The organism is Kitasatospora sp. NPDC032150 (assembly GCF_055579945.1).
This window is the reverse complement of the sequence record NZ_JBVIMH010000006.1, coordinates 27,847-50,195: the sequence shown is the minus strand read 5'-3', so window position 1 is coordinate 50,195 and position 22,349 is coordinate 27,847. Positions and strand designations below refer to the sequence as shown.

General features: G+C 73.0%; 23 protein-coding genes and 1 tRNA gene. 13 read left to right on the top strand and 11 right to left on the bottom strand.

Going from position 1 to position 22,349, the window contains the following annotated elements; translation table 11 throughout:
- Positions 1–195, top strand: a 195-nt coding sequence (locus ACZ5ON_RS09580; protein ID WP_465588105.1) for a hypothetical protein, incomplete at its 5' end; no start/stop codon positions are given.
- A 112-nt stretch (positions 196–307) separates the two neighbouring features.
- Positions 308–1,135, top strand: a complete 828-nt coding sequence (locus ACZ5ON_RS09575; RefSeq protein WP_465588102.1) for a TIGR02452 family protein — start codon at positions 308–310, stop codon at positions 1,133–1,135.
- A 53-nt stretch (positions 1,136–1,188) separates the two neighbouring features.
- Here ACZ5ON_RS09575 and ACZ5ON_RS09570 read toward each other — a convergent pair whose 3' ends face one another.
- From ACZ5ON_RS09570 to ACZ5ON_RS09560, 3 genes are all read right to left on the bottom strand, one after another.
- Positions 1,189–1,485 carry a hypothetical protein gene (locus tag ACZ5ON_RS09570; RefSeq protein WP_465588099.1) on the bottom strand — a complete coding sequence of 99 codons (297 nt, stop codon included), beginning with the start codon at positions 1,483–1,485 and terminating at the stop codon, positions 1,189–1,191.
- 123 nt (positions 1,486–1,608) lie between these two features.
- A complete protein-coding gene (locus ACZ5ON_RS09565) occupies positions 1,609–2,319 on the bottom strand; it encodes a tyrosine-protein phosphatase (protein WP_465588097.1) in 711 nt (236 codons plus the stop codon).
- A gap of 115 nt (positions 2,320–2,434) precedes the next feature.
- Positions 2,435–3,181: an SDR family oxidoreductase gene (locus ACZ5ON_RS09560; RefSeq protein WP_465588095.1), complete on the bottom strand. Its 747-nt coding sequence runs from the start codon at positions 3,179–3,181 to the stop codon at positions 2,435–2,437.
- A gap of 243 nt (positions 3,182–3,424) precedes the next feature.
- On the opposite strand from ACZ5ON_RS09560, the gene ACZ5ON_RS09555 reads away from it, so the two are divergent.
- The 7 genes from ACZ5ON_RS09555 to ACZ5ON_RS09525 all read left to right on the top strand — a co-directional run bounded on the left by ACZ5ON_RS09555 (position 3,425) and on the right by ACZ5ON_RS09525 (position 11,776).
- The gene (locus ACZ5ON_RS09555) at positions 3,425–4,099 is read left to right on the top strand and encodes a nucleotidyltransferase domain-containing protein (protein WP_465588092.1); all 675 of its coding nucleotides are present in this window, start codon (positions 3,425–3,427) and stop codon (positions 4,097–4,099) included.
- A gap of 129 nt (positions 4,100–4,228) precedes the next feature.
- Positions 4,229–4,301, top strand: a tRNA-Lys gene (locus tag ACZ5ON_RS09550).
- Positions 4,302–4,476: 175 nt separating this feature from the next.
- A complete protein-coding gene (locus tag ACZ5ON_RS09545; RefSeq protein ID WP_465588087.1) occupies positions 4,477–5,661 on the top strand; it encodes a M23 family metallopeptidase in 1,185 nt (394 codons plus the stop codon).
- A 100-nt stretch (positions 5,662–5,761) separates the two neighbouring features.
- Entirely contained in the window at positions 5,762–6,550 is a 789-nt protein-coding gene (locus ACZ5ON_RS09540) for a VOC family protein (RefSeq protein WP_465588084.1), read from the top strand.
- Between the two features lie 112 nt (positions 6,551–6,662).
- Positions 6,663–7,427 (top strand): HAD family hydrolase, encoded by a 765-nt coding sequence (locus tag ACZ5ON_RS09535; protein WP_465588081.1) that lies wholly within the window; start codon positions 6,663–6,665, stop codon positions 7,425–7,427.
- A 2-nt stretch (positions 7,428–7,429) separates the two neighbouring features.
- Positions 7,430–9,826: a glycoside hydrolase family 65 protein gene (locus tag ACZ5ON_RS09530; protein WP_465588079.1), complete on the top strand. Its 2,397-nt coding sequence runs from the start codon at positions 7,430–7,432 to the stop codon at positions 9,824–9,826.
- A gap of 216 nt (positions 9,827–10,042) precedes the next feature.
- Positions 10,043–11,776: a pyruvate dehydrogenase gene (locus tag ACZ5ON_RS09525; protein ID WP_465588076.1), complete on the top strand. Its 1,734-nt coding sequence runs from the start codon at positions 10,043–10,045 to the stop codon at positions 11,774–11,776.
- 348 nt (positions 11,777–12,124) lie between these two features.
- On the opposite strand, the gene ACZ5ON_RS09520 is transcribed toward ACZ5ON_RS09525, so the two are convergent.
- Entirely contained in the window at positions 12,125–12,901 is a 777-nt protein-coding gene (locus ACZ5ON_RS09520; RefSeq protein ID WP_465588073.1) for a helix-turn-helix transcriptional regulator, read from the bottom strand.
- Positions 12,902–13,012: 111 nt separating this feature from the next.
- Here ACZ5ON_RS09520 and ACZ5ON_RS09515 point away from each other — a divergent pair, with 111 nt between their 5' ends.
- Both ACZ5ON_RS09515 and ACZ5ON_RS09510 read left to right on the top strand, forming a co-directional pair.
- The gene (locus ACZ5ON_RS09515; RefSeq protein WP_465588070.1) at positions 13,013–13,627 is read left to right on the top strand and encodes a helix-turn-helix domain-containing protein; all 615 of its coding nucleotides are present in this window, start codon (positions 13,013–13,015) and stop codon (positions 13,625–13,627) included.
- A gap of 21 nt (positions 13,628–13,648) precedes the next feature.
- Positions 13,649–13,780, top strand: coding sequence for a DUF6126 family protein (locus ACZ5ON_RS09510; protein WP_465588067.1), 132 nt, complete (start codon positions 13,649–13,651; stop codon positions 13,778–13,780).
- Between the two features lie 17 nt (positions 13,781–13,797).
- Here ACZ5ON_RS09510 and pdxR read toward each other — a convergent pair whose 3' ends face one another.
- A complete protein-coding gene (pdxR, locus tag ACZ5ON_RS09505; RefSeq protein WP_465588063.1) occupies positions 13,798–15,243 on the bottom strand; it encodes a MocR-like pyridoxine biosynthesis transcription factor PdxR in 1,446 nt (481 codons plus the stop codon).
- Positions 15,244–15,293: 50 nt separating this feature from the next.
- Between pdxR and ACZ5ON_RS09500 the strand changes: the two genes are divergently transcribed.
- Both ACZ5ON_RS09500 and ACZ5ON_RS09495 read left to right on the top strand, forming a co-directional pair.
- A complete protein-coding gene (locus tag ACZ5ON_RS09500; protein WP_465588060.1) occupies positions 15,294–15,773 on the top strand; it encodes a carboxymuconolactone decarboxylase family protein in 480 nt (159 codons plus the stop codon).
- A gap of 120 nt (positions 15,774–15,893) precedes the next feature.
- Positions 15,894–16,724 carry an isocitrate lyase/PEP mutase family protein gene (locus ACZ5ON_RS09495; RefSeq protein WP_465588057.1) on the top strand — a complete coding sequence of 277 codons (831 nt, stop codon included), beginning with the start codon at positions 15,894–15,896 and terminating at the stop codon, positions 16,722–16,724.
- A gap of 267 nt (positions 16,725–16,991) precedes the next feature.
- On the opposite strand, the gene ACZ5ON_RS09490 is transcribed toward ACZ5ON_RS09495, so the two are convergent.
- The 6 genes from ACZ5ON_RS09490 to ACZ5ON_RS09465 are packed head-to-tail and all read right to left on the bottom strand — an operon-like array spanning position 16,992 to position 22,261.
- Positions 16,992–18,125 carry a cytochrome P450 family protein gene (locus ACZ5ON_RS09490; RefSeq protein WP_465588053.1) on the bottom strand — a complete coding sequence of 378 codons (1,134 nt, stop codon included), beginning with the start codon at positions 18,123–18,125 and terminating at the stop codon, positions 16,992–16,994.
- Positions 18,086–19,618, bottom strand: coding sequence for a cytochrome P450 (locus ACZ5ON_RS09485; RefSeq protein ID WP_465588050.1), 1,533 nt, complete (start codon positions 19,616–19,618; stop codon positions 18,086–18,088). Before ACZ5ON_RS09485 ends, ACZ5ON_RS09490 begins: the two co-directional genes overlap by 40 nt.
- On the bottom strand, positions 19,615–20,217 hold the full coding sequence (locus tag ACZ5ON_RS09480) for a GTP-binding protein (RefSeq protein WP_465588047.1): 603 nt from the start codon (positions 20,215–20,217) through the stop codon (positions 19,615–19,617). Before ACZ5ON_RS09480 ends, ACZ5ON_RS09485 begins: the two co-directional genes overlap by 4 nt.
- On the bottom strand, positions 20,195–20,569 hold the full coding sequence (locus ACZ5ON_RS09475) for a DUF742 domain-containing protein (RefSeq protein WP_465588044.1): 375 nt from the start codon (positions 20,567–20,569) through the stop codon (positions 20,195–20,197). Before ACZ5ON_RS09475 ends, ACZ5ON_RS09480 begins: the two co-directional genes overlap by 23 nt.
- A complete protein-coding gene (locus ACZ5ON_RS09470; RefSeq protein ID WP_465588040.1) occupies positions 20,566–20,979 on the bottom strand; it encodes a roadblock/LC7 domain-containing protein in 414 nt (137 codons plus the stop codon). The genes ACZ5ON_RS09475 and ACZ5ON_RS09470 overlap by 4 nt, the downstream gene beginning before the upstream one ends.
- The gene (locus ACZ5ON_RS09465) at positions 20,963–22,261 is read right to left on the bottom strand and encodes a sensor histidine kinase (protein WP_465588679.1); all 1,299 of its coding nucleotides are present in this window, start codon (positions 22,259–22,261) and stop codon (positions 20,963–20,965) included. Before ACZ5ON_RS09465 ends, ACZ5ON_RS09470 begins: the two co-directional genes overlap by 17 nt.
- Positions 22,262–22,349 lie beyond the last annotated feature (88 nt).

Below are 22,349 nucleotides of genomic sequence, written 5' to 3'. Positions count from 1 at the left end.
GGTGACCGTCCGTCCTTCGACCGCGACCGCGGCGGCAACACCCGCCCGTTCGCCCGCCGTGACGACCACCGCTCCGGTGGCCGTCCGCAGGGCGGCTTCAACCGCGACGACCGCGGCGGCCGCTCCTTCGGCGACCGCGACTCGCGTGGCGGCAGCTACAACGGCGGTGACCGCAAGCCGCGTTGGAAGAACTGACGCACCGCGCTGAGCTCCGGCCGGGCCCGCTCCACTTCGGTGGGGCGGGCCCGGCCGCGTTGTGCCCGAAACCCCGTGGTGGCGCGGCGCCGGCTCAACTACGGTCGCCGACATGAGCAGTAGGTTGCACCAGATCGCGGTCGTGAACGAGGAGATAGCGGAGCGCGGCAGCTACCGGGCGGACGGCACCGGAGCAGTCGTGGAGATCGGCGGGCTGCTGGCCGCCGCCCGGGCCGGGACGGTCTCGTACGGGCCTGCGGAGGTGGTCGGGGGCATCGGCCGGGGTCCGTTCACCGGGGCGCCCGAGGTCACCGCCGAGGGGAGCGTGCAGGCGGCCCGGCGGCTGGTCGAGGAGGGCGGCGAGCACGTCGGCGTGCTCAACTTCGCCTCCGCGCGGAACCCGGGCGGCGGGTACCTGCGGGGCGCCCGCGCGCAGGAGGAGGACCTCTGCCGCAGTGCGCTGCTGTACCACTGCCTGCTCGCCGCCCCCGACTACTACGAGGCGCACCGGGCCTCGGCGGACCTCCGCTACAGCCACCGGGTGATCTTCTCCCCACGGGTGCCGGTGATCCGGCAGGGCAACGGCGCGCTGCTGGCGCGGCCCTACACGGTCTCCTTCCTCACCTCGCCGGCACCCAACGCCGGTCAGCTGGCCCTGCGCTCGGGCGGTGCTCCGGTGGATGTGCGGGGCGTGCTGGCCGAACGGGCCGAACGGGTGCTCGCGGTGGCGGCGCGGCACGGGGTGCGGGAGCTGGTGCTCGGCGCTTGGGGCTGCGGGGTCTTCCGCAATGACCCGGCGGAGGTCGCGGCGGCGTTCGAGCATGCGCTGGGGGCGTACGGCGCGGCGTTCACGCGGGTGGTGTTCGCGGTGTGGGACCGGGCCGCGGTGTCCGTGAACCGTACGGCCTTCGAGCGGCGCTTCGGCAGGTCGACCGGCTGAGCACCCCTGCCGGGGCGTTCAGCCGGTCCGACAGACCCCGGGCGGCGGGGCGCTCAGCGGCGGGTGGCGATCACCGAGGCGGCCGCGACGACGCCGGTGACCGCGAAGACGGAGGGCCAGGCGCCGATCTTCTTCGCGAGCGGGTGCGACCCGCCGAAGGCGGCGACGTAGAGGCCGGTCAGGGCGGCGGCCGTACCGGTGCCGGCCTGCCGCTGCCACTGGTACGCCGAGGCGGCTCCCGCCGCCGCCAGGACCACCCCGCCCAGCTCGCGGCGGCCGCTCCAGCGTGCGGCCCCGTACCCGCCGATGAGACCGGCCGCCGCCACCGCCGCTGTCGGGATCTTCACCATCGTCCAACTCCTCAGGTGCTCTGTTCCTCGGATCTCCGATGAACCCAACGCGCACCCGGCGTGGGGAGTGCCGCGGCTCAGCCGGTCAGGGCCGCTCACCCGGCCGGCGCCGCTCGGCCGGTCCTATCCGGTCAGGGCCGTGCGGAGGACGGTGAGCTCGCCGGTGGTCACACCGTGGGCGTGGAGGAAGGACTCCACGGAGCCGCGCAGTTCGTGCAGCCGGTGCAGGGCGTCGAGCAGACACTCGGCGGTGACGGGACGGGAGAGGCGTTCCGCGCCGGTCTCGTCGGTGTACGGGACGGGCCCGTCGAGCAGGCCCAGGCCCGCGTTGGAGCGGAGGAAGCCGGCGGTGATGTCGGCCTCGGCGGCGCCGAGCAGGCGCTGCAGGACGGCGATGGTGAGGCCGGTGCGGTCCTTGCCGACCGCGCAGTGGACCAGGGCCGGGAGCGCGCCCGGGGAGGCCAGGTGCCGGACGAGGGCGGCGATCGAGGGACCGGCGGTCTCGGCCATGTAGAGGTAGAGCGCGGCCTGGTCGTCCGGCCAGGGCCGCTCGTCGCCGCGGCGCTCCGGGAGGGTCGGCAGGTTGAGGGTGGTCAGGTCGAGGCCGTGGAGCTCGTCCGGCCAGTGCGCCAGCTCTACGGCGCCGCGGAGGTCCACGACGGATCGGATGCCCAGGGCCTTGAGGCGCTGTGCGCCCTCCGGGGTCAGCTGGTTGAGCGAGCCGGAACGGTAGAGCAGGCCCGGGCGGATCGGTCCGATGGCCGCGTCGCGGAGGTTTCGGACGCCGGGGATGTCGAGGAAGGGTGACGCTGCGTCGGAGTCGCACAGGCTCATGCCCGCCACGGTAGCCCGTCGGGGTGTCCGGCACGGGGCGTTCGGGATGAACGGTGGGCGTCGGTGCCGGCGGGGACCTCTGCCGGCAGTGTCCGCCGGTGCCGCCGCCCGGTGTTCAGCGCCCGCCGGAGAGGTCGAGGAAGGTGCCGGTGGCGTACGAGGCGGCGGGGGAGAGCAGCCAGAGGACGGCCTCGGCGACCTCCTCGGGCCGGCCGCCGCGGCCCATCGGCAGGCTGGGGGCGATCCGGTCCACCCGGCCCGCTTCGCCGCCGAGCGCATGGATGCCGGTGTGGATCAGGCCCGGCCGGACGCAGTTGACCCGGATGCCCTCGCGGGCGACCTCCAGGGCCAGTCCGCGGGTCATGGTGTCGATGGCGCCCTTGGAGGCGGCGTAGTCCACGTACTCGTTCGGCGCGCCGAGGCGGGCGGCGGCGGAGGAGACGTTGACGATCGCACCGCCGTTGCCGCCGTACCGGGTGGACATCCGGCGGACGGCCGCACCCGCGCACAGGAACGGCCCGGTGATGTTGGCCGACCAGGTCCTGGCCAGCCGCTCCTCGTCCAACTCGTCCAGGCGGCACTGCGTCTCCAGCGTGCCCGCGTTGTTGACCAGGCCGGTCAGCGGCCCGAGTTCGTCGTCCACGGTGCGGAACAGCCGCTCCACCTCGGCACTCCGGCTGACGTCGGCCCGGACGGCGAGCGCGGTACCGCCGGCCGCGCGGATCTCGGCCACCACGGCGGCCGCCGCGGCCTCGTCCGCACGGTAGTTGACGCACACGTGGTACCCGCGGGCGGCCGCGAGCCTGGAGGTGGCGGCGCCGATGCCGCGGCTGCCGCCGGTGACCAGTACGACCTCGGACATGCTGGAGCCTTTCGATACCGGCTGGGTGCACTGCTCGGGCCACCGTAGTCCACGTGGCGGAAGTCTCCGACCGGGGACGGGACTTGGGGCGATTGTGCCGCCATGAACGCCGAGCCCCGCACCGGATCGAGCGCCGAGCCCCGCCGTGGCCCGGCACCGGGAATTCGTTCGCACTTGGTGCGCCGAGCGGGGAGACTGCCGACACCCCGACAGCCGTCACCACGCCGAGGAGGCGATCCACTCGTGCACATACTGCTCTCCGGCATCGTCGGCTCCACCGCCTACGGCCTCGCGCACACCGGTTCGGACATCGACCGGCTCGGTCTTTTCGCCGCGCCCACCGAGCAGTTCCACGGTCTGCACCGCCCGACGGAGTCACAGGTCAGCACCGCCCCCGACCGCACCCTGCACGAGGCGGCGAAGTGGTGCCGGCTCGCCCTGAGCTGCAATCCGACCGCCGCCGAACTGGCCTGGCTGCCATCCGAGCTGTACGAGGTGCGGACGCCGCTCGGGGAGGAACTGATCGGGATCCGGCGCTCCTTCCTGAGCGAGCGCGCGGTACGTGACGCCTATCTCGGCTACGCCGGCCAGCAGTTCAGGAAACTGAGCAGCCGCGATCCCTCCGACGAGACGTCCCGACGACGGGCCGCCAAGCACGCCCGGCACCTGGTCCGGCTGGTCCGACAGGGACTGGCGCTGCACGAGACCGGCGAACTGCGGATCCGGCTCACCGACCCCGAGCGGGTCCGCGAACTCGGCGAACGCTACGCGGACCGCCCGGAGCAGGCCGCCGGCCTGCTCGCCGACGCGGAGTCCCGGTTCGCCCGCCCCGGTGTCCTTCCCGCCGCGCCCGACGAGGGACCCGCCGAATCCTGGCTCCGCAGCGTCCGCCTGGCCCACCTGCCCTCCCCCGCCTGACCGCCCCGAACTCCCCCACCCGGCAGGAAACCCGGGCCGGCCCGGGCAAACCACTGGCCAACCGCCGGTGATCTCCGGGTAGGATCACCCTGGCAGGTGCTCTACCACCGTGGTGGAGCGCGAGCTGGCGGGCCGCTAGCTCAATTGGCAGAGCTGCGGACTTTTAATCCGTAGGTTCAGGGTTCGAGCCCCTGGCGGCCCACCGTTTCGAGAGCCGGGTCGGAGCACGTTCGACCCGGCTTCTCCATTTCCCGGGCGGGCGATCGCCGCGAGGCTGCCGGAGTCTCCGCAGCCGGCGGTGCGGAGCGGACCCAGTGCCGCGGCACCGGAGTTGACGTGGCGACAGGCCGGCGGTGCCCGTCGGGTAGGTTGCCGGGATGTCGTCCGTTGCGTACCGGGGTGATCGCCGTGCCGAGATCGAGACGCTCCGGGAGTTCCTGTGGGCCTCATCCGAGCGGTGGGCGGAGTTGGCGCCGCAGCTGGTGGAGCAGGTGGGTGCCGATCGGCTTGAGCGGATCGTGGCGGCCACCCGGGAGCGGCTGGGCGGCTTCCGCGAGGTGTCCGACAGCCCGGAGGGACTGGTGGTCGCCGGGCCGGGCGGCCGGGTCCTCGCGTGGGTGCGCCTCGGCCGGGACGGTCTGATCACCGGTCTGCTGATCTCCCCGGTGCAGCAGCGGCGCAGGAGGCTTCCGCTGGCGGTGGGCCGCAGTGGCGGCCGGGTCGCCCGCTTCCTGCTGGCCGGCTTCCTGGTCCTCTGGTGCTGGACCGTGCCGGACGTCCTCGGCTGGATCGGCGCGGTGTTCGCGCTCGCCTGCGGGGGCGTCCTGATCGAGGGCTTCGGCAACGTGGCGATGGAGCCGTGGTGGATCCGCCGACCGGTCGAGGCCGGCGCCCTGGCGGCGCTGGGCTCGGCCTGCCGGCTGCCCGGACTGCCCAGGGGCGGCCACTGGCTGCAGCTCGCGTCCGCCGCGGTGCCGCTCGCGGTGAGCGTGGTCGCGCTGGTCAGGTCCCGCCGGCACAGCTGGGGGACGGGGCCGGCGGTGCCGCTGGCCCGGTTCCCGCTGCGCGGCAGCTGGTACGTCGGCCAGGGCGGGGGCCGGGGGCTGAACCACCACGTCGACGTGGACGAGCAGCGCGGCGCCGTCGACCTGGTCCGGCTGGGCCGAAGCGGCACCTACCGGGGCGACCCCCGGCTGCTCACCTCCTACCACGCCTACGGGGCAGAGGTGTTCTCCCCGTGTGACGGGCTGGTCGTCGCGGCGGTCGACGGGCTACCGGACCAGATCCCCGGAGTCATCCGGTACGGGCCGCTGTACGGCAACCACGTCTTCATCGACACCGGTACGGAGACCGTCAAGCTCGCCCATCTGCGTCCCGGCACCGTACGGGTGGCCGTCGGCGAGCAGGTCGGGGCGGGGCAGCCGCTCGGGCAGGTCGGGAACTCCGGCAACAGCAGTGAGCCCCATCTGCACCTCCATGCCGAGCGCCACGGGGAGGGCTTGGACCTCGTGTTCGCGGACGTCGGTTCGCGGCTCCACCGGGGACGTACGGTCCGTGCCTGACCCCTCGTCCGCCGCGTCGCCGCGCGGAAGCGCCCCTCCGGTGGCAGGATCGGGCGGCTGCGGTCAGGGTGGGCGACGGGGGTCACCACGAGGAGACGAGATGCCCGAAGTTACCGAGAAGTACGCGCCCGGTACCCCGTGTTGGGTGGACCTGATGGCGTCCGAGCAGCAGGCCGCGCTCGATCTGTACCGGGACCTGTTCGGCTGGCAGGGCGAGGCCGGCCCGGCGGAGTTCGGCGGCTACGCGATGTGCACGCTGAACGGGAAGCCGGTCTGCGGCATCGGCCCCGCGATGGCTCCCCCCGGGCAGCCGGCCCCGCCCACCGTCTGGACCACGTACCTCTCGACCGATGACGCGGACGCCACCCAGGCGGCCGTCACCGCCAACGGCGGCAGTGTGATGGTGCCGGTGATGGACGTCGGCACGGTCGGCCGGATGCTGATCGCGAGCGACCCGACCGGCGCGGTGTTCGGTGTCTGGCAGCCGGTGGACTTCTTCGGCGCGCACGTGGTCAACGAGCCCGGCGCGCTCACCTGGAACGAGCTGCACACCGGGGACCTGGCCAAGGTGAAGACCTTCTACCGGGCGGTCTTCGGTGCCGAGATCGAGCCGATGGGCATGCCGGAGGCGGGCGACTACCACGTGATCAAGGTGGGTGACCGTCCGGTCGGCGGCGTCGCCGACCTGGCCAACGACCCGCCCGGCACGCCCGCGCACTGGCTGACCTACTTCTCGGTGGACGACGTGGACAGCACGGTGGACGCGCTGGTGAAGCGCGGCGGCAATGTGCTGGCCCCGCCGTTCGACATGGGGGCCGGGCGGATGACGGTGGTCTCCGACCCGCAGGGCGCCATCTTCGCGATGATCAAGCCGAAGCCGATGCAGTAGGGCCGGTCGGTCCGGGGACCCCCGGTTGGGCCGCCGGAGCCGCCCGTTCGCGACGCGCAGAGACGGCGCAAATGGGCGGCTTCGCCCGCTGCTTGGCGCCACACTGGCAAGCATGTTGGGACTTCCGGACCACATCCGAGCATTCCTCTTCGACCTCGACGGAGTGCTGACACAGACCGCGAAGGTGCACGCGGCGGCCTGGAAGGACATGTTCGACTCCTTCCTGCGGGCCGAGGCCGAGCGCACCGGCGAGGAGTTCGTCCCGTTCGACCCGGTCGAGGACTACGACGCCTACGTCGACGGCCGGCCCAGGCTGGACGGCACCCGGGAATTCCTCGCCTCCCGGGGCATCCGGCTGCCCGAGGGCACCCCGGCCGACCTGCCGGGCACCCGTACCGTCCAGGGGCTGAGTGCCGCCAAGAACCTCACCGTGGTGCGCATGATCCAGGAACAGGGCGTGCAGCCGTACCCGGGCTCGGTGGACTACCTGCACCGGCTGCGGGTGCTCGGCCTGCCGCGCGCGGTGGTCTCCTCCAGCGCCAACTGCCGGGACGTCCTGCGGGCCGCGGGCATCGACGGGCTGTTCGACGTGGTGATCGACGGGGTGATCGCCAAGCGCGAGAACCTGCCGGGCAAGCCCGCGCCCGACACCTACCTGGCCGCCGCCCGGGCCCTGAGGGTCCCGCCCGAGCACGCCGCCGTCTTCGAGGACGCCCTCGCAGGGGTGGCCTCCGGGCGGGCCGGCGGCTTCGGCGCGGTGGTCGGCGTGGACCGGGTCGGACAGGCCGACGCACTGCGCGAACACGGTGCGACCATCGTGGTCAAGGACCTCGCCGAACTGATCGGGCCCGACACGGGAACGGACGAGGGGAGTTAGCCATGGCCGCGACCAACGTCTTCACCATCGATCCCTGGGGGGTGGCCGAACACGGCCTGGACATCCCGGGACTCGCCCGCGCCGAGTCGGTGTTCGCGCTCTCCAACGGCCACGTCGGCCTGCGCGCCAACCTGGACGAGGGCGAACCGCACGGCCTGCCCGGCACCTACCTCAACGGCGTGTACGAGCTGCGGCCGCTGCCGTACGCCGAGGGCGGCTACGGCTTCCCGGAGTCCGGGCAGAGCGTCATCAACGTCACCAACGGGAAGATCATCCGGCTGCTGGTCGACGACGAGCCCTTCGACCTTCGCTACGGCAAACTCCTGAGCCACCAGCGGAAGTTGGACTTCCGCGAGGGCGTCCTGCGGCGTGAGGCCGAATGGACCTCACCCGCCGGGCGGACGGTCAAGGTCACCTCCAGCCGGCTGGTCTCGCTGACCCAGCGGGCGATCGCCGCGATCGACTACCAGGTCACCGCGGTGGACGACCCGGTGCGGATCGTGCTCCAGTCCGAGCTGGTGGCCAACGAGCAGCTGCCGGAGAGCACGGGCGACCCCCGCGCCGCCGCCGCCCTGGAGGCGCCGCTGCTCAGCGAGGCCGCGCACGCCGACGGAACGAAGGCCGTCCTGGTGCACCGGACCCGCTTCAGCGGCCTGCGGGTGGCGGCCGGGATGGACCACCTGGTCGAGGGGCCCGAGCACTTCGACGCCACCGCCGAGTACACCGAGAACCAGGGCCGGTTCAGCGTCACCACCGTGCTCAAGGCGGGCGAGCGGCTGCGGCTGGTCAAGTTCATCGCGTACGGCTGGTCGGCGACCCGCTCGCTGCCCGCCGTCCGCGACCAGGTGGAGGCCGCGCTGACCGCCGCCCGGTTCACCGGCTGGGACGGGCTGTTCGCCGAACAGCAGCAGTTCCTCAAGAAGTTCTGGGACACCAGCGACATCCAGCTGGACGGCGATGTGGAGCTGCAGCAGGCCGTCCGCTTCGCGCTCTTCCACGTGCTGCAGGCGGGCGCGCGGAGCGAGGAACGGGCCATCCCCGCCAAGGGGCTGACCGGCCCGGGTTACGACGGGCACAGCTTCTGGGACACCGAGACCTTCGTGCTGCCGGTGCTCACCTACTCCATGCCCTCGGCGGTAAAACAGGTGCTCACCTGGCGGCACGGCACCCTGCCGCTGGCCCGCGAACGCGCCGCCCAACTCGGCCTGGCCGGCGCGCTGTTCCCCTGGCGGACGATCCACGGCGAGGAGTGCTCGGGCTACTGGCCGGCCGGCACCGCGGCCTTCCACATCGGTGCGGACATCGCCGTCGCCGTCGCCCGCTACTGCCGCGCCACCGGAGACACCGAGTTCGAGAAGACCCTGGGCCTCGAACTGCTGGTGGAGACCGCCCGGATGTGGCGCTCGCTCGGCCACCACGACTCCGAGGGCCGGTTCCGGATCGAGGGTGTCACCGGACCCGACGAGTACAGCGCGATCGCGGACAACAACGTCTTCACCAACCTGATGGCGCAGACCAACCTGCGGGTCGCCGCCGAGACCGCCACCCGCCACATGCACGAGGCGTCCGCCCTGGGCGTGGACACCGAGGAGGCCGCGACCTGGCGGGACGCCGCCGCGGCGATGTACATCCCGTACGACGAGAAGATCGGCATCCACCCGCAGGCCGACGGCTTCACCGACCACCAGTTCTGGGACTTCGAGAACACCCCGCCGGAGAAGTACCCGCTGCTGCTGCACTACCCGTACTTCGACCTGTACCGCAAGCAGGTGGTCAAGCAGGCCGACCTGGTGCTGGCCATGCAGGTGCGCGGCGATGCCTTCACCGAGGAGCAGAAGGCCCGCAACTTCGCCTACTACGAGCGGCTCACCGTCCGCGACTCCTCGCTCTCCGCCTGCACCCAGGCGGTCATCGCGGCCGAGGTCGGCCACCTGGACCTGGCGTACGACTACACCGCCGAGGCGGCCCTGATGGACCTGCACGACCTCGGCGGCAACACCAAGGACGGCCTGCACATGGCCTCGCTGGCCGGGGCGTGCATCGCCCTGGTGGCGGGGCTCGGCGGCCTGCGCGACCGCGACGAGGAACTCTCCTTCCGGCCCCGGCTGCCCGCCGGGCTGCGGCGGCTGGCCTTCGCCATGGTGGTCCGGGACCGGCTGCTGCACGTGGAGATCACCCACCAGCGCACCACCTACACACTGCGCCGGGGCGGGCCGATGACCCTGCTGCACGAGGGGAAGCAGTTGAAGCTCGAGCACGGCAGGCCGGTCAGCCGGCCGACCACCGTGCCGGTGACCCCGCAGGAGCTGTGCATCCAGCCGCCGGGGCGCGAGCCGGCCAGGCGGCAGGCGCAGGCGGGTCTGCCGATCGGCGTGGTGGAGCACCTGCCGGCCGAGTGACGCCCCGTCGCCGCCCGGAGCCCGCCGATCGGCGGGCTCCGGTGACGGCCGCCGCCGCGGCGGGGAAGCCGGCGCCCCTTCGGTGACCCGTCCGCCTCTCCCCGGGGTGGGCCGTTCTCCCGGGCGACCCGTTCGCCGTAGCCCCGGGTGCCCGGCGGACGCCCTGCCCGCAGGCTGGTGGCGTCCCGTGACCAGCCGGTGAGACGAGGTGGCCCGATGGGCAGCGTGGCCGAGCAGATGGTGGAGGTACTCCGGCAGGCCGGGGTGGAGCGGGTCTACGGTGTGGTCGGGGACAGCCTCAACCCCGTGGTGGACGCCATCCGCCGGGCTCCGGACGTGCACTGGGTGCATGTCCGCAACGAGGAGGCTGGGGCCTTCGCCGCCGCGGCCGAGGCGGAGCTGACCGGCCGCCTCGCGGTCTGCGCGGGCTCCTGCGGCCCCGGCAACACCCATCTGATCCAGGGCCTGTACGACGCCCAGCGCAGTGGCGTGCCCGTGCTGGCGCTGGCCTCGCACATCCCGTCCGGCCAGATCGGCACCGGGTTCTTCCAGGAGACCCACCCGGACCGGGTGTTCACCGACTGCAGCGGCTTCTGCGAGCTGGCCGGCACCCCCGCCCAGCTCCCGCGCCTGATGAGGATCGCCATCCAGCACGCGATCGGCGCCCGCGGGGTCTCGGTCCTGGCGTTCCCCGGCGACGTGGCCGCGCTGCCCGCCGCCGGGCCGACCGGGAGCAGCCACTTCCTCGACGAGCAGGCGGTGGCCGCCCCGCCGTGGTCGCAGGTGCAGGCGCTCGCCGCGGCGCTGAACTCGGCGGACCGGGTGACCCTGTTCTGCGGGGCCGGAGTCCGGGACGCCCACGACGGGGTGATGGAGCTCGCCGGGAAGCTCAACTCGCCGATCGGGCACTCGCTGCGCGGCAAGGAGTGGATCCAGTACGACAGCCCGTACGACGTCGGGATGAGCGGCCTGCTCGGCTACGGCGCCTGCCACGAGGCGTTGCACGAGGCGGACCTGGTCCTGCTCCTGGGCACCGACTTCCCGTACGACACCTTCCTGCCGCAGGGCCGCACCATCCAGGTCGACCACGACGCGACCCGGCTCGGTCGCCGCACCCCGCTCGAACTCGCCGTCCACGGCGATGTGTCGGCCACCCTGCGGGCCGTGATGCCGCTGCTGGAGCAGAAGCAGGACCGGCGCTTCCTCGACGGCCTGCTGGCCAAGCACTGCAAGGCACTTGAGGACGTGGTCGGCGCCTACACCAGGAGCATCGAGAAACAGGTGCCGATCCATCCCGAGTACGTGGCCGCCGTGCTGGACGAACTCGCCGCCGACGACGCGGTGTTCACGGTCGACACCGGGATGTGCAACGTCTGGGCGGCCCGCTATCTGACGCCCAACGGCCGCCGCCGGGTGATCGGTTCGTTCCTGCACGGCTCGATGGCCAATGCGCTGCCGCACGCGATCGGTGCCCAACTCGCCTTCCCGGGGCGGCAGGTGGTCTCGATGTCCGGTGACGGCGGGCTCGGCATGCTGCTCGGCGAACTCCTCACCGTCGCCAAGCACCGGCTGCCGGTCAAGATCGTGGTGTTCAACAACGGCGCGCTCGGCATGATCAAGCTGGAGATGCTGGTCTCCGGTTACCCCGAGTGGGAGATCGACAACGGCGACGTGGACTACGCGGCCATCGCCCGCGCGATCGGCATCCAGGCGAAGCGGGTGACGGAACCCGCCAGGGTGCGGGAGGTACTGGCCGAGGCGCTGGTCAGGCCCGGCCCGGTACTGGTGGACGTGGTCACCGACCCCAACGCGCTCTCCATCCCGCCGCGCATCACCGTCGCCCAGGCCAAGGGGTTCGCCCTGGCCGCGGGCCGGACCGTGCTGTCGGGCGGCGTCGGCAAGATGATCGACCTGGCCCGCAGCAACCTGCGCAACATTCCACGCCCCTGAGGCGCAGGGCTCTGGGATGCGGTGTCCTTGAGGCGCGCTGCCGTTGAGGTGCAGCGTCGTTGAGGCGCGCTGCCGTTGAGGTGCAGCGTCGTTGAGGCGCGCTGCCGTTGAGGTGCGATCGGGTGCCGTACCCGTCCCCGCACTCCCTGGACTCCCCTGCGGTCCAGGGAGTGCAGGCTCAGGTGCCGTCCCGTCGGATGCGTGGTCGGGGCGGGCCGCCGGCGGAGGTCACTCCCGCCCCCGGACCAAGATCCTGGCAACCGCGCCGCCTCGGTGCCATGGGACGAACTTCCTACTGCTGGCCCCGCGAGGCTGCTGTCCGCGGCCTCCGGTGCGTGCCGGCCGCCCTCAGCACACCAGGCCCATCCGGCGGGCGGCCAGCCCGGCGGAGACCTTGTTGTCGGTGCCGAGCTTGCGGTAGATCCGCTCCAGGTGGCGTTTGACCGTGTGCGGGGAGATGGCCAGGCGCCGGCCGATGGCCGTGCTGGTGAGACCTTCGGCGAGCAGGCTCAGTACGGTCAGTTCGCGCGGCGTCAGACCGTACTGAGCGGCCCGGCGGGTGACGTCGCCGGCCGCGGTGGCCGCGGCGGCCTCGCGGAGCCGGCGCAGCCGGCGCTGCTGGCGGTCCGCGCCGATCAGCAGCGGCTGGATCCGCTCGGCCATGGCGATCCGGTTCGCCCCGAAGTCGGGACCGCTGCGGCTGAGCACGACGGTCCGGAAGCCGTGCCGGGTCACGGCCAGCGGAAGGCCCAACTGCTGGGTGGTGCCGAACGCCTGGTAGGCCTGGTCGTAGCAGGCCGAGCCGCGCCACCCGGCGCAGATCCCGGCCACCGTCACCGGGCGCCTGCCGCCGGCGGTGAGGTAGCCGACCAGCGGATGCCGCTGTCGGACCTGCCGTTCGACGTGCTCGTTGATCGCCGCGCCGATCCGGGTCGGTGCCCAGCCCTCGGCCCGGGCCGTCCGGTCGCTCGGGCGCAGCTCCGAGACGCTCACGGTGTGGCTGCCGAAGGTGTCGAGCAGGTGCTCGGCGAGCTGGTTCCACAGCGTCTGCGGCTCGTCCGTCTCCAGAACCGCGACGGCCAGATCGAGTACGCGCCCGTACTCCAGGGTGTCCGACTTCGTCATAACCCTCAGCATCGCCCGTTGAACGGTCGGTCGTCGATGCCGCACCGGAGATGATTTTGCCTCCTTGGCAATTTTCTTGCCTGTGAGGCACGGCGGGTGTGGACTGGACGCATGAGTGCGGACCAGGAGGTCGAGGGCCTCGGCGCCAGACTTCGGGAGCACCGGCTGAGCAGCCGGCACACGCTCGAAGCGGCGGCGGCCCGGGTGGGCCTCTCCCCAGCGTATCTGTCGCGCCTGGAGACCGGGCGGCGGCAGCCCTCGCTGCCGGTACTGCTCGGGCTGGCCCGGGCGTACGGCACGACGGTGGCCGGGCTGCTCGGCGAACTGCCGGGCGAGCCGGACCCGGTGACCCGGGGCGGCGCGATCGAGCCCGGCCGGGCCGGCGGCTGGGGCTACCGGCGGGCCGGTGCCCCGGGGCGGGCGATGCAGGCGCTGCGGGTCCACGTGCCACCGGGGCTGCAGGACACGGTTGTCCGGGTGCACCCCGGCGAGGAGTGGCTGTACGTCCTGCAGGGGCGGCTGAGGCTGACCCTCGGCGAGCAGGTCCACCTGCTGGAGGTGGGCGACTCCGCGCACTTCGACTCGCTCACCCCGCACCGCATCGCGGCCGACTCCGCCGACGGCGTCGAGCTGCTCTTCATGCACACCCTGTTGCAGAGTCCGGGCGGCGAACTCTGCCTGGGCGGGGCCACTGAGGTCCCAGGATCCGGGTTTCACCCCAAGTAAGCCTCTGAAGGGAGGCCCACCATGGCCAAGCAACCGATCGATGCCCGTCGGCTCCCGAACCGCGGCGTCTGGGTACGCATGGTCCTCTACACCGCTGCGGGCCACGTGTTCGGCGCGTTCCTCTTCCTGCTCTTCGAACTCGGCAAGCGGTAGGCCGGAACCGGTCGGTCTCAGGTCGCGTCGACACGCGGCACGGACAGGCCGATAAGCGTGCACAGCGCGTCCAGTGCGGCGGAGAAGGCGTGCTCCGGCGGGGTGCCGTACCCGATCACCAGCGACGAGGGTGTGTCGGGTGCGGGCCCGGCGGCCGGGGTGCGGCACTCCGACATGGTCTGCAGCGCAAGGCCCAACCAGGCTGCCTGGTGCCGGAGTTCCTCCTCGCTGAGCGACCCCCGGGGCAGTCGCAGGACCGCGTGCAGTCCGGCCGCGATGCCGGTGACGCGGACGTCCGGGGCCCGTTCGGCGAGCGTGCTCACCATCTGGTCGCGGCGGCGCCGGTAGCGCAGCCGGCAGCGGCGGATGTGCCGGTCGAAGCCGCCCGAGGTGATCAGCTCGGCGAGGGTCAGCTGCTCCAGGGCACCGGACTGGCCGTCGGCCAACTCCTTCTGCCTGACCACCGGTTCGACCAGTTCCCCGGGCAGCGCGAGCCAGCCGAGCCGCAGTCCGGGGGCGAGGCTCTTGCTGGCGGTGCCCGCGTACACCACCCGTTCCGGGTCCAGCGCCTGCATCGCGCTGACCGGCTGCCGGTCGTAGCGGAACTCGCCGTCGTAGTCGTCCTCGATGATGATCCCGCCGGTCTCCCGGGCCCAGGCGAGGGCGGCGGCCCGGCGCGCGGCCCTCAGTGGTACGCCGGTCGGGAACTGGTGCGCCGAGGTGAGCACCACCGCGCCGGCGCCCGAGCCGCCCAGCAGGTCGGTGCGCGCGCCGCCCTCGTCCAGCGGCAGTGCCACGGTGCGGAGACCGGAAGCCGTGATCACCTGCAGCTGCGGCGGCAGCCCGTACTCCTCCACCGCGACCGCCCGGACACCGCGCTCGCGCAGCGCGCCGCACAGCAGACCGAGGCCCTGGGTGTAGCCGGCGCAGATCAGGATCCGCTCGGGGTCGGTACGCACCCCGCGGACCCGGGCCAGGTACTCGGCGAGGGCGCGGCGCAGCTCGATCCGCCCGCGCGGGTCGGAGTAGCCGAACACCTCGTTGGGTGCGGCGGTCAGCGCCCGCCGGGAGGCCGCCAGCCACGCCGAGCGGGGGAACAGCGAGACGTCGGGGCGCCCCGCGAGCAGGTCGTAGCGGACCACGGCGCGGCGCGGCCGTACGGTCGGCACGTCGGCCTCGGACGGTGTGCCGCGCTCGGCCACCACGGTGCCCGAGCCCTGCCGGGAGGCCAGCCAGCCCTCGGCTGCGAGCTGGGAGTACGCCTCGGCGACGGTGTTCCTGGCGATCCCGAGGTCGGCGGCCAGAGCCCTGGAGGACGGCAGCCGGGTGCCGGGGTGCAGGCGGCCGTCGCGGACCGCGGCGCGCAGCGCGTCCTCCAGGGCCGCGCGCAGGCCGAGTCCGCGCGCCCGCCCGGAGGTCAGGTCGATGAGCAGGTCGCCGCCGAAAGTGGCCCAGGATTCCATGCGCTAAATGAACCACATGGGCGGGCCACCCGGCATCTACGGTTGTCCACGTGACGACGAACCAGAGCGCTTACGTGCCCGCCCCCCTCCAGCGCATGTCGCTCCCGGAGCAGGCCCCCGAGTTCTACCGGGCCATGATCGACCTTGACCGGGCCGCCTCCGCCGGGCTGGATCCGATCATTGCCGAGCTGGTCAAGACCTATGCCTCGATGATCAACGGCTGCGCCTTCTGCCTCGACATGCACACCACCGACGCCCGCAAGATCGGCGAGCAGGCCCACCGGCTGTTCAGCCTCCCGGCCTGGCGCGAGACCCCGTGGTTCACCGCCCGCGAGCGCGCCGCCCTGGCCCTGACCGAGGCGGTCACCAAGGTCACCGAGGGGCACGTGCCGGACGCGGTCTTCGAGGAGGCCGCCAAGGTCTTCGACGAGAAGGAACTGGCCCAGCTTCTCGCGATGATCATCACCATCAACTCCTGGAACCGCATCGCCATCTCCACCCGGCTCAGCCCGGCACCCAAGGAGGCGTGAACAGGGCCCTCCGGGGCCGATCGGTGGGCCCCGGAGGGCTCACCCCGCCCCGTGAGGGTTCGGCTGTCCAGGTCCGATCTCCGCCAGTACACCGTCGCGTCTCACTGACAGGCTGACACCATGACCACTCAGCACGACAAGGCCAAGCTCTTCACCGAACTGCACCGCCCCGGCGACCCGCTGGTGCTGGCCAACGTCTGGGACGCCGCGAGCGCCCGACTGGTCGCCGCCGCCGGCGCGCGGGCGATCGCCACCGCCAGCGCCAGCGTGTGCTGGACGCTCGGCGCGAAGGACGGCGGCGGTCTCGACCGGGCCCGGGCGCTGGCCCAGACCGCACTGATCACCGGTGCGGTGGACCTGCCCGTCACCGCCGACCTGGAGGACGGCTTCGCCGAGACCGCCGCCGGGGTGGGTGAGACCATTACCGCCCTGCTCGCGACCGGCGCGGTCGGCGTCAACCTGGAGGACGGCCCCGCCGGCGGGGCGCGCGAGCTGCGCCCGGTCGCCGAGCAGGCCGAGCGGATCGCCGCCGCCCGCGCTGCGGCCGACGCGGCCGGCGTGCCGCTGTTCATCAACGCCAGGACGGACGTCTTCCTGCGTGGCATCGGCGAGCCCGAGAGCCGTCCGGACGCGGCCCTCGCCCGCGGACTGGCCTATGTCGACGCGGGCGCGAGCGGCGTGTTCGTCCCCGGCACGGCCGACCCGGCGGTCATCGCGGCGCTGGCCGAGGCCCTGCCGGTCCCGCTCAACGTGTCCGGCCACGCCGCCGCGCCGGGTGTCGCCGAGCTCGCCGCCCTGGGCGTGGGCCGGATCAGCCTCGGACCGGGCCTCGCCGAGGTCGCGTACGCGGCGGTGCGGCGCGCTGCCCGCGAGGTCTACGCCGACGGCACCTTCGGCGCTCTCGCGGACGGGCTGAGCTATCCGGAACTCAACGGTCTGTTCCAGGACTGACCGGGAATCAGTAGGTCGTCCTCCGGCTGTGGCTACCGGCGTCACGGGGCGCCGGTCCCCGCAGCCGGAGGTTCGGGCGGAGCGGCGGGCGCGGCGCTTCGGGCCGAACAGCGCCGAGGCTCCGCCAGGGTGATCAGGGCGATCAGGGCGAGCCCACCGGTGACCACGGTGGTGGTGCGCGCCTGCCGTCACCGAATCTTCACAAGCTCGGCCGGTCATGGCTGGAGGCCGTCGGTTCCCGCACCTCGACGGCCTCCAGCCGTCTCCTCAGCCGTTCAGCCGCACCCGCAGCTCGCGGACGCTGTTGCTGACGAAGGACGCGATCGGCTCCGGCTCGGGCCCCTCCGCGAGCGAAAGGCCGGGGAAGCGCTCGAACAGGCCACGCAGTGCGGTCTCCGCCTCCAGCCGGGCCAGGCCCGAGCCGAGGCAGAAGTGCGGGCCGTGGCCGAGCGACAGGTGCCGGAGGGGCTGCTGCCGGGAGAGGTCGAAGCGGTCGGCGTCGGGGTAGTGGGTCCCGTCCCGTCCGACGGCACCGTACGAGGCGAGCACCGCCTCCCCGCGCCGGATCACCACGCTGCCGGGCTCGCCGCCGCCCACCTCGACGTCCTCGATCGCGTACCGCAGCGGGAACTGCCCCACCGGCGAGTCGTAGCGCAGCGTCTCCTCGACCACCGTCGACCAGGAGTACGTGCCGTCCAGCACCTGCCGCAGCTGTTCGGGGTGGGCGAGCAGCGCGCGCACCGCGTTGGTGATCAGGTTGAGCGTGGTCTCGTGCCCGGCGATCAGCATCAGCAGCAGCGTGCCGACCAGCTCCTGCTCGCTGAGCCGGTCCTCGTCCTCGCGGGCGGCGATCAGGTCGGTGGTCAGGTCGTCACCCGGCTCGGCCCGCTTGGCCTCGACCAGCGACGCCAGCAGCGCGAACAGCGAGGCCTGCGCGGCGACGGCCTCCTCGGGCGTGGCGGAGCTGCTCACCAGGGTGTCGGACAGCTCGTGCAGTTCGTCCTGCTGCTTGGGCGGGAGTCCGAGCAGTTCGCCGATCACCTGCATCGGCAGCGGGTAGGCGAAGTGCTTCCGAAGGTCGAACCCGCCCTCCAACTGCGCGATTCCGTCCAGCAGCCGGGCGGTGAGCCGCTCGATCCCGGGCTGCAGCGCGCTGACCCGGCGCGGGGTGAAGGCCTGGCTGACCAGGCCGCGCAGCCGCCGGTGGTCCTCGCCGTCGGCAGTGGTCATCCCGGGCACGGTGACGAAGTTGAGCAGCGGCCAGCCCTTGGGCAGGCGGCCCTCCCTGAAGGTGTCCCAGAGCTGCGGGTTCTTCCCGACCCGGGGGTCGGCGAGCAGCTGCTGGAGGGTGTCGTGGCGGGTTATCGCCCAGACCACCACCCCGCCAGGGAGTTCCACCATGACCGCGGGCCCTGCCGCCCGGAGCCTTGCGTTCTCGGCGTGCTGGTCGCGTCCGAAGGGGTCGAGCCGGACGGGTGCGGTACGGGGGTCGGAGGTGTCCATACGGGCCTTTCGGGTGCGGGGATGCGCGGTGGGGTGAAGGCGCTGTAGAGCACCGGCAGGGACACCAGCGCTCGCGACCACGGTGACGGCCGCCAGGCCAGCTCATGGGCGGGTACCGCGAGTTGGAGGTCCGGCAGCCGGTGCAGCAGGGTCTCCACCGCGGTCTCCACGATCAGCCGGGCCGGGTGCTGGGCCGGGCAGACGTGCTGGCCGGCGCCCCAGGCCAGGTGGGCGCGGTTGCCGCCGATGCCGTCGGGGCTCTGCACGGCCGGGTCGGCGTTGGCACCGGCGATGCCGAGCACCAGCATGTCGCCCGCGCTGATGTACTGGCCGCCGAGGACGGTGTCGCCGGTGGCCCAGCGGCCGGGGAAGTTCTGGGTGGGCGGGTCGCGCCAGAGCACCTCGTCCAGGGCGTCCGAGACGGTCAGCCGGCCGCCCGCGAGGGTCGCTCTGAAGCGGCGGTCGGTGAGCAGCAGGCGCAGGGTGTTGCCGATCCAGTTGATGGCGGTCTCGTTGCCCGCGACCAGGATCACCACCAGGTGGTGGAGCGCCTCCTCGTCGCTCAGCCCGGCCTCGTGCGCCAGCAGCCAGGAGGTCAGGTCGGCTCCTGGCGTGGCCCGGCAGCGGCGGACCAGGTCGACCAGGATGGCCTGGAACTCGGCGTTCGCCCGGACCGATTCCTCGCTGCTGTCCACGAAGTGGCTGATCAGATCGATCAGGTGCGGTCCGGCCTCGGCAGGCAGACCGAGCAGCTGGGTGAAGACCAGCAGCGGCAGGCGGCGCGCGTACTGGGCGATCAGGTCGGCGGTGCCGTCCGGACCCAGGCCGTCGATCAGGGAGTTGGCGGCGTTCTCGGTCAGCTGCCGCAGTTGCCGGTGGTCGATCCGGGCCAGGGTGTCGGCGACCGCGCCCCGCAGCCGCTGGTGGTCGGCACCGTCCAGGGTGAGCAGGGTGGGCCGCCAGGAGGTCATCGGCAGCAGCGGCGAGTCGGGCTTGAGCCTGCCCTCCCGGGGTACCCGCCAGCGGCGTGAGTCCTTGGAGAACAGCTGCTCGTTGCGGGTGAGTTCGAGCAGTTCGGCGTAGCCGAGCACCAGCCACGCCTCGACTCCGGGCTCCAGCTCGATCGGGGCGACCGCGCCGTGTTCCGCCCGCATCCTGGCGTAGAGGCCGTGCGGGTCGTCGGAGACCGAGGCGCCGTACAGCGGTGCGCTACCGAGCTTGTCGTGCATCGGGCAGCCGGGCGGCGGGACCCGGGCGCCGGACGGTCTGCCCGCCCCGGGGTGTTCCGGTCCGCCCGGGGCGCCCGCGGGGTGGCCCGGCACATCCGCCGAGGGCGGCGCGCCGGTCGGCTCCGACGGCTGGACCAGGCTGTCCTGCTGGGGAGTCGTCATGGCTGCAGCTCCAGGGCCGTGGTGGAGTGCAGGTGGTCGACGAAGTCGATCAGGACGTCGTAGGCGGCCCGGCGGTCCCGGGCGTCACACCTGAGGATCGGCACCTCGGGCAGCAGGTCGAGCGAGGCGCGCAGCTCCTCCTCGGGGTAGGCGGGCGTGTCGGGGAAGGCGTTGACGGCGACGGCGAACGGGATCCGCCGCTCCTCCAGTTGCCCGAGCACGTCGAAGCTCTCCTCGATCCGCCGGGCGTCGACCAGCGCGATCGCGCCGAGCGCGCCGCGCGAGAGGTCATCCCAGAGCGGCCAGAACCGCTGCTGCCCGGGGGTGCCGAAGAGGTAGAGGGCGAGCCTGGGGTTGAGCGTGATCCGACCGAAGTCCAGCGCGACCGTGGTGGTGGTCTTCTCGGGGCGGCCGGTGAGGTCGTCCACGTCCACGCCGGCGGCGGTCATGGTCTCCTCGGTGCGCAGCGGTGTGATCTCGCTCAGCGAGCCGACCAGGGTGGTCTTGCCCACCCCGAACGGACCGGTGATCAGGATCTTCACCGCGCCCTGCACGGTGGACGGCAGGTAGACCGGCTCAGCGGAGTTGGCGGAGGCCAACGAGCACCTCTTCCAGGAGGGTTGCGGGCAGGCGCTTGGCCTGCGGTACGGGTGGGACTGCGGGGGGCAGGACCTGGACGGCGCCGAGGTCCCGGAGGTCGCCGACCAGCACCTTGACCACGGCCAGCGGCAGGCCGAGGTGGGCAGCGACCTCGGCGATCGAGAGCAACTCCCGGCAGAGCAGCAGGATGCGCCGGTGCTCGCGGTTCAACCCGGGCTGCCGATGCAGGAGTTCGTCGATCAGGATGGCCGGGTCCACGCTGATCAGGCTCTCCAGCGCCAGCTCCTGGTCGGGTCCGTTGGGCCGGCTCCGGCCGCCCGTGATCACATACGGCCGGACCGGGCCGCTCAACGCGCCTCCCCCAAGGCCGCCTCCACCCGCGGCGGGCTGGTCAGATGGGTGCCGATCCGCTCCACCAGCATCTGCATCTGGTACGCCACCAGGCCGGCGTCCACGGCCTCGCTGGTCACCACGGCCAGGTGGGCGCCGGCTCCGGCGGCCACGATGAACAGGTAGCCGCCGCCGTACTCGATGATGATCTGGCGGGTGGTGCTCTGCCGGCCGCCGAAGCCCTGTGCCACTCCGCGAGCCAGCGACTGCAGGCCGGAGCAGGCGGCGGCCAGCCGCTCGGCGTCGTCGCGGGCGATCCGCTCGCTGCGGCCGATCTCCAGGCCGTCACTGGACACCACGACGGCGTGCTGCACCTCGGGAACGCTGATGATGTCGGCCAGCAGCCAGCCGAGGTCAGGAGTGGTGGTCATGGAACTCTCCGGAGTGCTGGGGGGATTGGGGGGAAGGGGAAGCGGGGGGAGAAGCGGGGAGGCCGTCGGGCCGGGTCTGCTCGCGGGCCGCCGAGCGGCCGTCGGCGGTACCGGCCTGGAAGAGGGACATGAAGGTCTGCGCGTCGCGTGCGGAACGCGGTGGCACGGGCAGTTCGAGGGTCGTCTCGTCCGGGCCGTCGGCGGGCGCGGGGGCGGCGTGCCGCCGGTTGGCCCGGCGCGGCAGGCCGCCGGGGGTGGACGGGGGCGCGGGTACCTGCTCCTGCGGGGCGAGCCGCTGCTGCCGGGGGATCCGGTCCACCGGTGGCTCCTGGCGGCCGGTCCCCGCTCCCGCCGGGCGCTCGAAGGCATCCGTGCTCCGTCCGGTGGCGGGCCCGGGCAGCGGGTCGGTGAGCAGCGGGGTCGGCAGCAGCACCACCACCCGCACCCCGCCGTAGGGCGAGGGGGCGGAGCTGAGGGTGACCCGGAAGCCGTACTGCTCGGCGAGCCGGCCGACCGCCGCCAGCCCCAACTGCGGTACCTCGCCGAGTCGGGAGACCTCCATGGCGCCGCCGCCCGCGAGTGCGGCGGCGGCCTTCTCGACGGCCTGCTCGGACATGCCGACCCCGGCGTCGTCGATCTCGATCACCGCGCCGTTGTGCACCGGCATCAGGGTGACGTGGACCTGGGTGCTGGGCGGCGAGTACCGGGTAGCGTTGTCGAGGAGTTCGGCGATGGCGTGGATCAGCGCCTCGGCGGCGGCGCCGACCACGGCGGTCTCGATCCGGCTGCGGATCACCACCCGCTGGAACGGCAGGATCCGGGACTGGGCGCCGCGCACCACGTCCTCCAGCGCGACCGGTTCGGGCCAGTGCCGTCCGGCCCGGGCGCCGCAGAGCACGGCCAGGGTCTGTGCCAGGCGGGCCTGTTGGGCGGCCGCGTGGTCGGCCTTGAGCAGCCCCTCCAGTAGGGCCGGGTCGTCGTGCCGGCGCTCCATCTCGTCCAGGCCGGCCTGCTGGTCGTGGGCCATCACCAGGATGCGCCGGGCGACGCTGAGGAAGGCCCGGCGGGTGGAGGCGTTGAGCTCCTGCTCGCGCTCGATGGCGGCGTGCTCGCTGCTGCGCAGTTCGGTCTCGTTCTGCAACTGTGCGCGCAGGGCGGCGAACTCCTGCTCCTGGGTGTGGAGTCGGGCCCTCAGGGTACGACTGACCGCGCGGTACCGTGCGGCGGCCAGGAGGGAGAGGGCGGCGAGCACGCCGGCAGCCGGACCGCACCACTGAGTCATCGTCACGCCGGGGATTCTAGGGGGATGATCCTACGTATGTGTGAACGTATCTGACGTTCAGTGACCCGATCGCGACATTTCTGCTGCT

Excerpts from the sequence above, each read along its gene's own strand:
- ACZ5ON_RS09565 (WP_465588097.1), bottom strand. The coding sequence starts at position 2,319 with ATGAGCCTGTGCGACTCCGACGCAGCGTCACCCTTCCTCGACATCCCC.
- ACZ5ON_RS09560 (WP_465588095.1), bottom strand. The coding sequence starts at position 3,181 with ATGTCCGAGGTCGTACTGGTCACCGGCGGCAGCCGCGGCATCGGCGCC.
- ACZ5ON_RS09470 (WP_465588040.1), bottom strand. The coding sequence starts at position 20,979 with ATGACCACCACTCCTGACCTCGGCTGGCTGCTGGCCGACATCATCAGC.
- ACZ5ON_RS09465 (WP_465588679.1), bottom strand. The coding sequence starts at position 22,261 with ATGACTCAGTGGTGCGGTCCGGCTGCCGGCGTGCTCGCCGCCCTCTCC.
- ACZ5ON_RS09545 (WP_465588087.1), top strand. The coding sequence starts at position 4,477 with ATGTCGTCCGTTGCGTACCGGGGTGATCGCCGTGCCGAGATCGAGACG.
- ACZ5ON_RS09510 (WP_465588067.1), top strand. The coding sequence starts at position 13,649 with ATGGCCAAGCAACCGATCGATGCCCGTCGGCTCCCGAACCGCGGCGTC.
- pdxR (WP_465588063.1), bottom strand. The coding sequence starts at position 15,243 with ATGGAATCCTGGGCCACTTTCGGCGGCGACCTGCTCATCGACCTGACC.
- ACZ5ON_RS09530 (WP_465588079.1), top strand. The coding sequence starts at position 7,430 with ATGGCCGCGACCAACGTCTTCACCATCGATCCCTGGGGGGTGGCCGAA.
- ACZ5ON_RS09490 (WP_465588053.1), bottom strand. The coding sequence starts at position 18,125 with ATGGTGGAACTCCCTGGCGGGGTGGTGGTCTGGGCGATAACCCGCCAC.
- ACZ5ON_RS09495 (WP_465588057.1), top strand. The coding sequence starts at position 15,894 with ATGACCACTCAGCACGACAAGGCCAAGCTCTTCACCGAACTGCACCGC.
- ACZ5ON_RS09570 (WP_465588099.1), bottom strand. The coding sequence starts at position 1,485 with ATGGTGAAGATCCCGACAGCGGCGGTGGCGGCGGCCGGTCTCATCGGC.
- ACZ5ON_RS09575 (WP_465588102.1), top strand. The coding sequence starts at position 308 with ATGAGCAGTAGGTTGCACCAGATCGCGGTCGTGAACGAGGAGATAGCG.
- ACZ5ON_RS09540 (WP_465588084.1), top strand. The coding sequence starts at position 5,762 with ATGCCCGAAGTTACCGAGAAGTACGCGCCCGGTACCCCGTGTTGGGTG.
- ACZ5ON_RS09525 (WP_465588076.1), top strand. The coding sequence starts at position 10,043 with ATGGGCAGCGTGGCCGAGCAGATGGTGGAGGTACTCCGGCAGGCCGGG.
- ACZ5ON_RS09515 (WP_465588070.1), top strand. The coding sequence starts at position 13,013 with ATGAGTGCGGACCAGGAGGTCGAGGGCCTCGGCGCCAGACTTCGGGAG.
- ACZ5ON_RS09520 (WP_465588073.1), bottom strand. The coding sequence starts at position 12,901 with ATGACGAAGTCGGACACCCTGGAGTACGGGCGCGTACTCGATCTGGCC.
- ACZ5ON_RS09535 (WP_465588081.1), top strand. The coding sequence starts at position 6,663 with ATGTTGGGACTTCCGGACCACATCCGAGCATTCCTCTTCGACCTCGAC.
- ACZ5ON_RS09485 (WP_465588050.1), bottom strand. The coding sequence starts at position 19,618 with ATGACGACTCCCCAGCAGGACAGCCTGGTCCAGCCGTCGGAGCCGACC.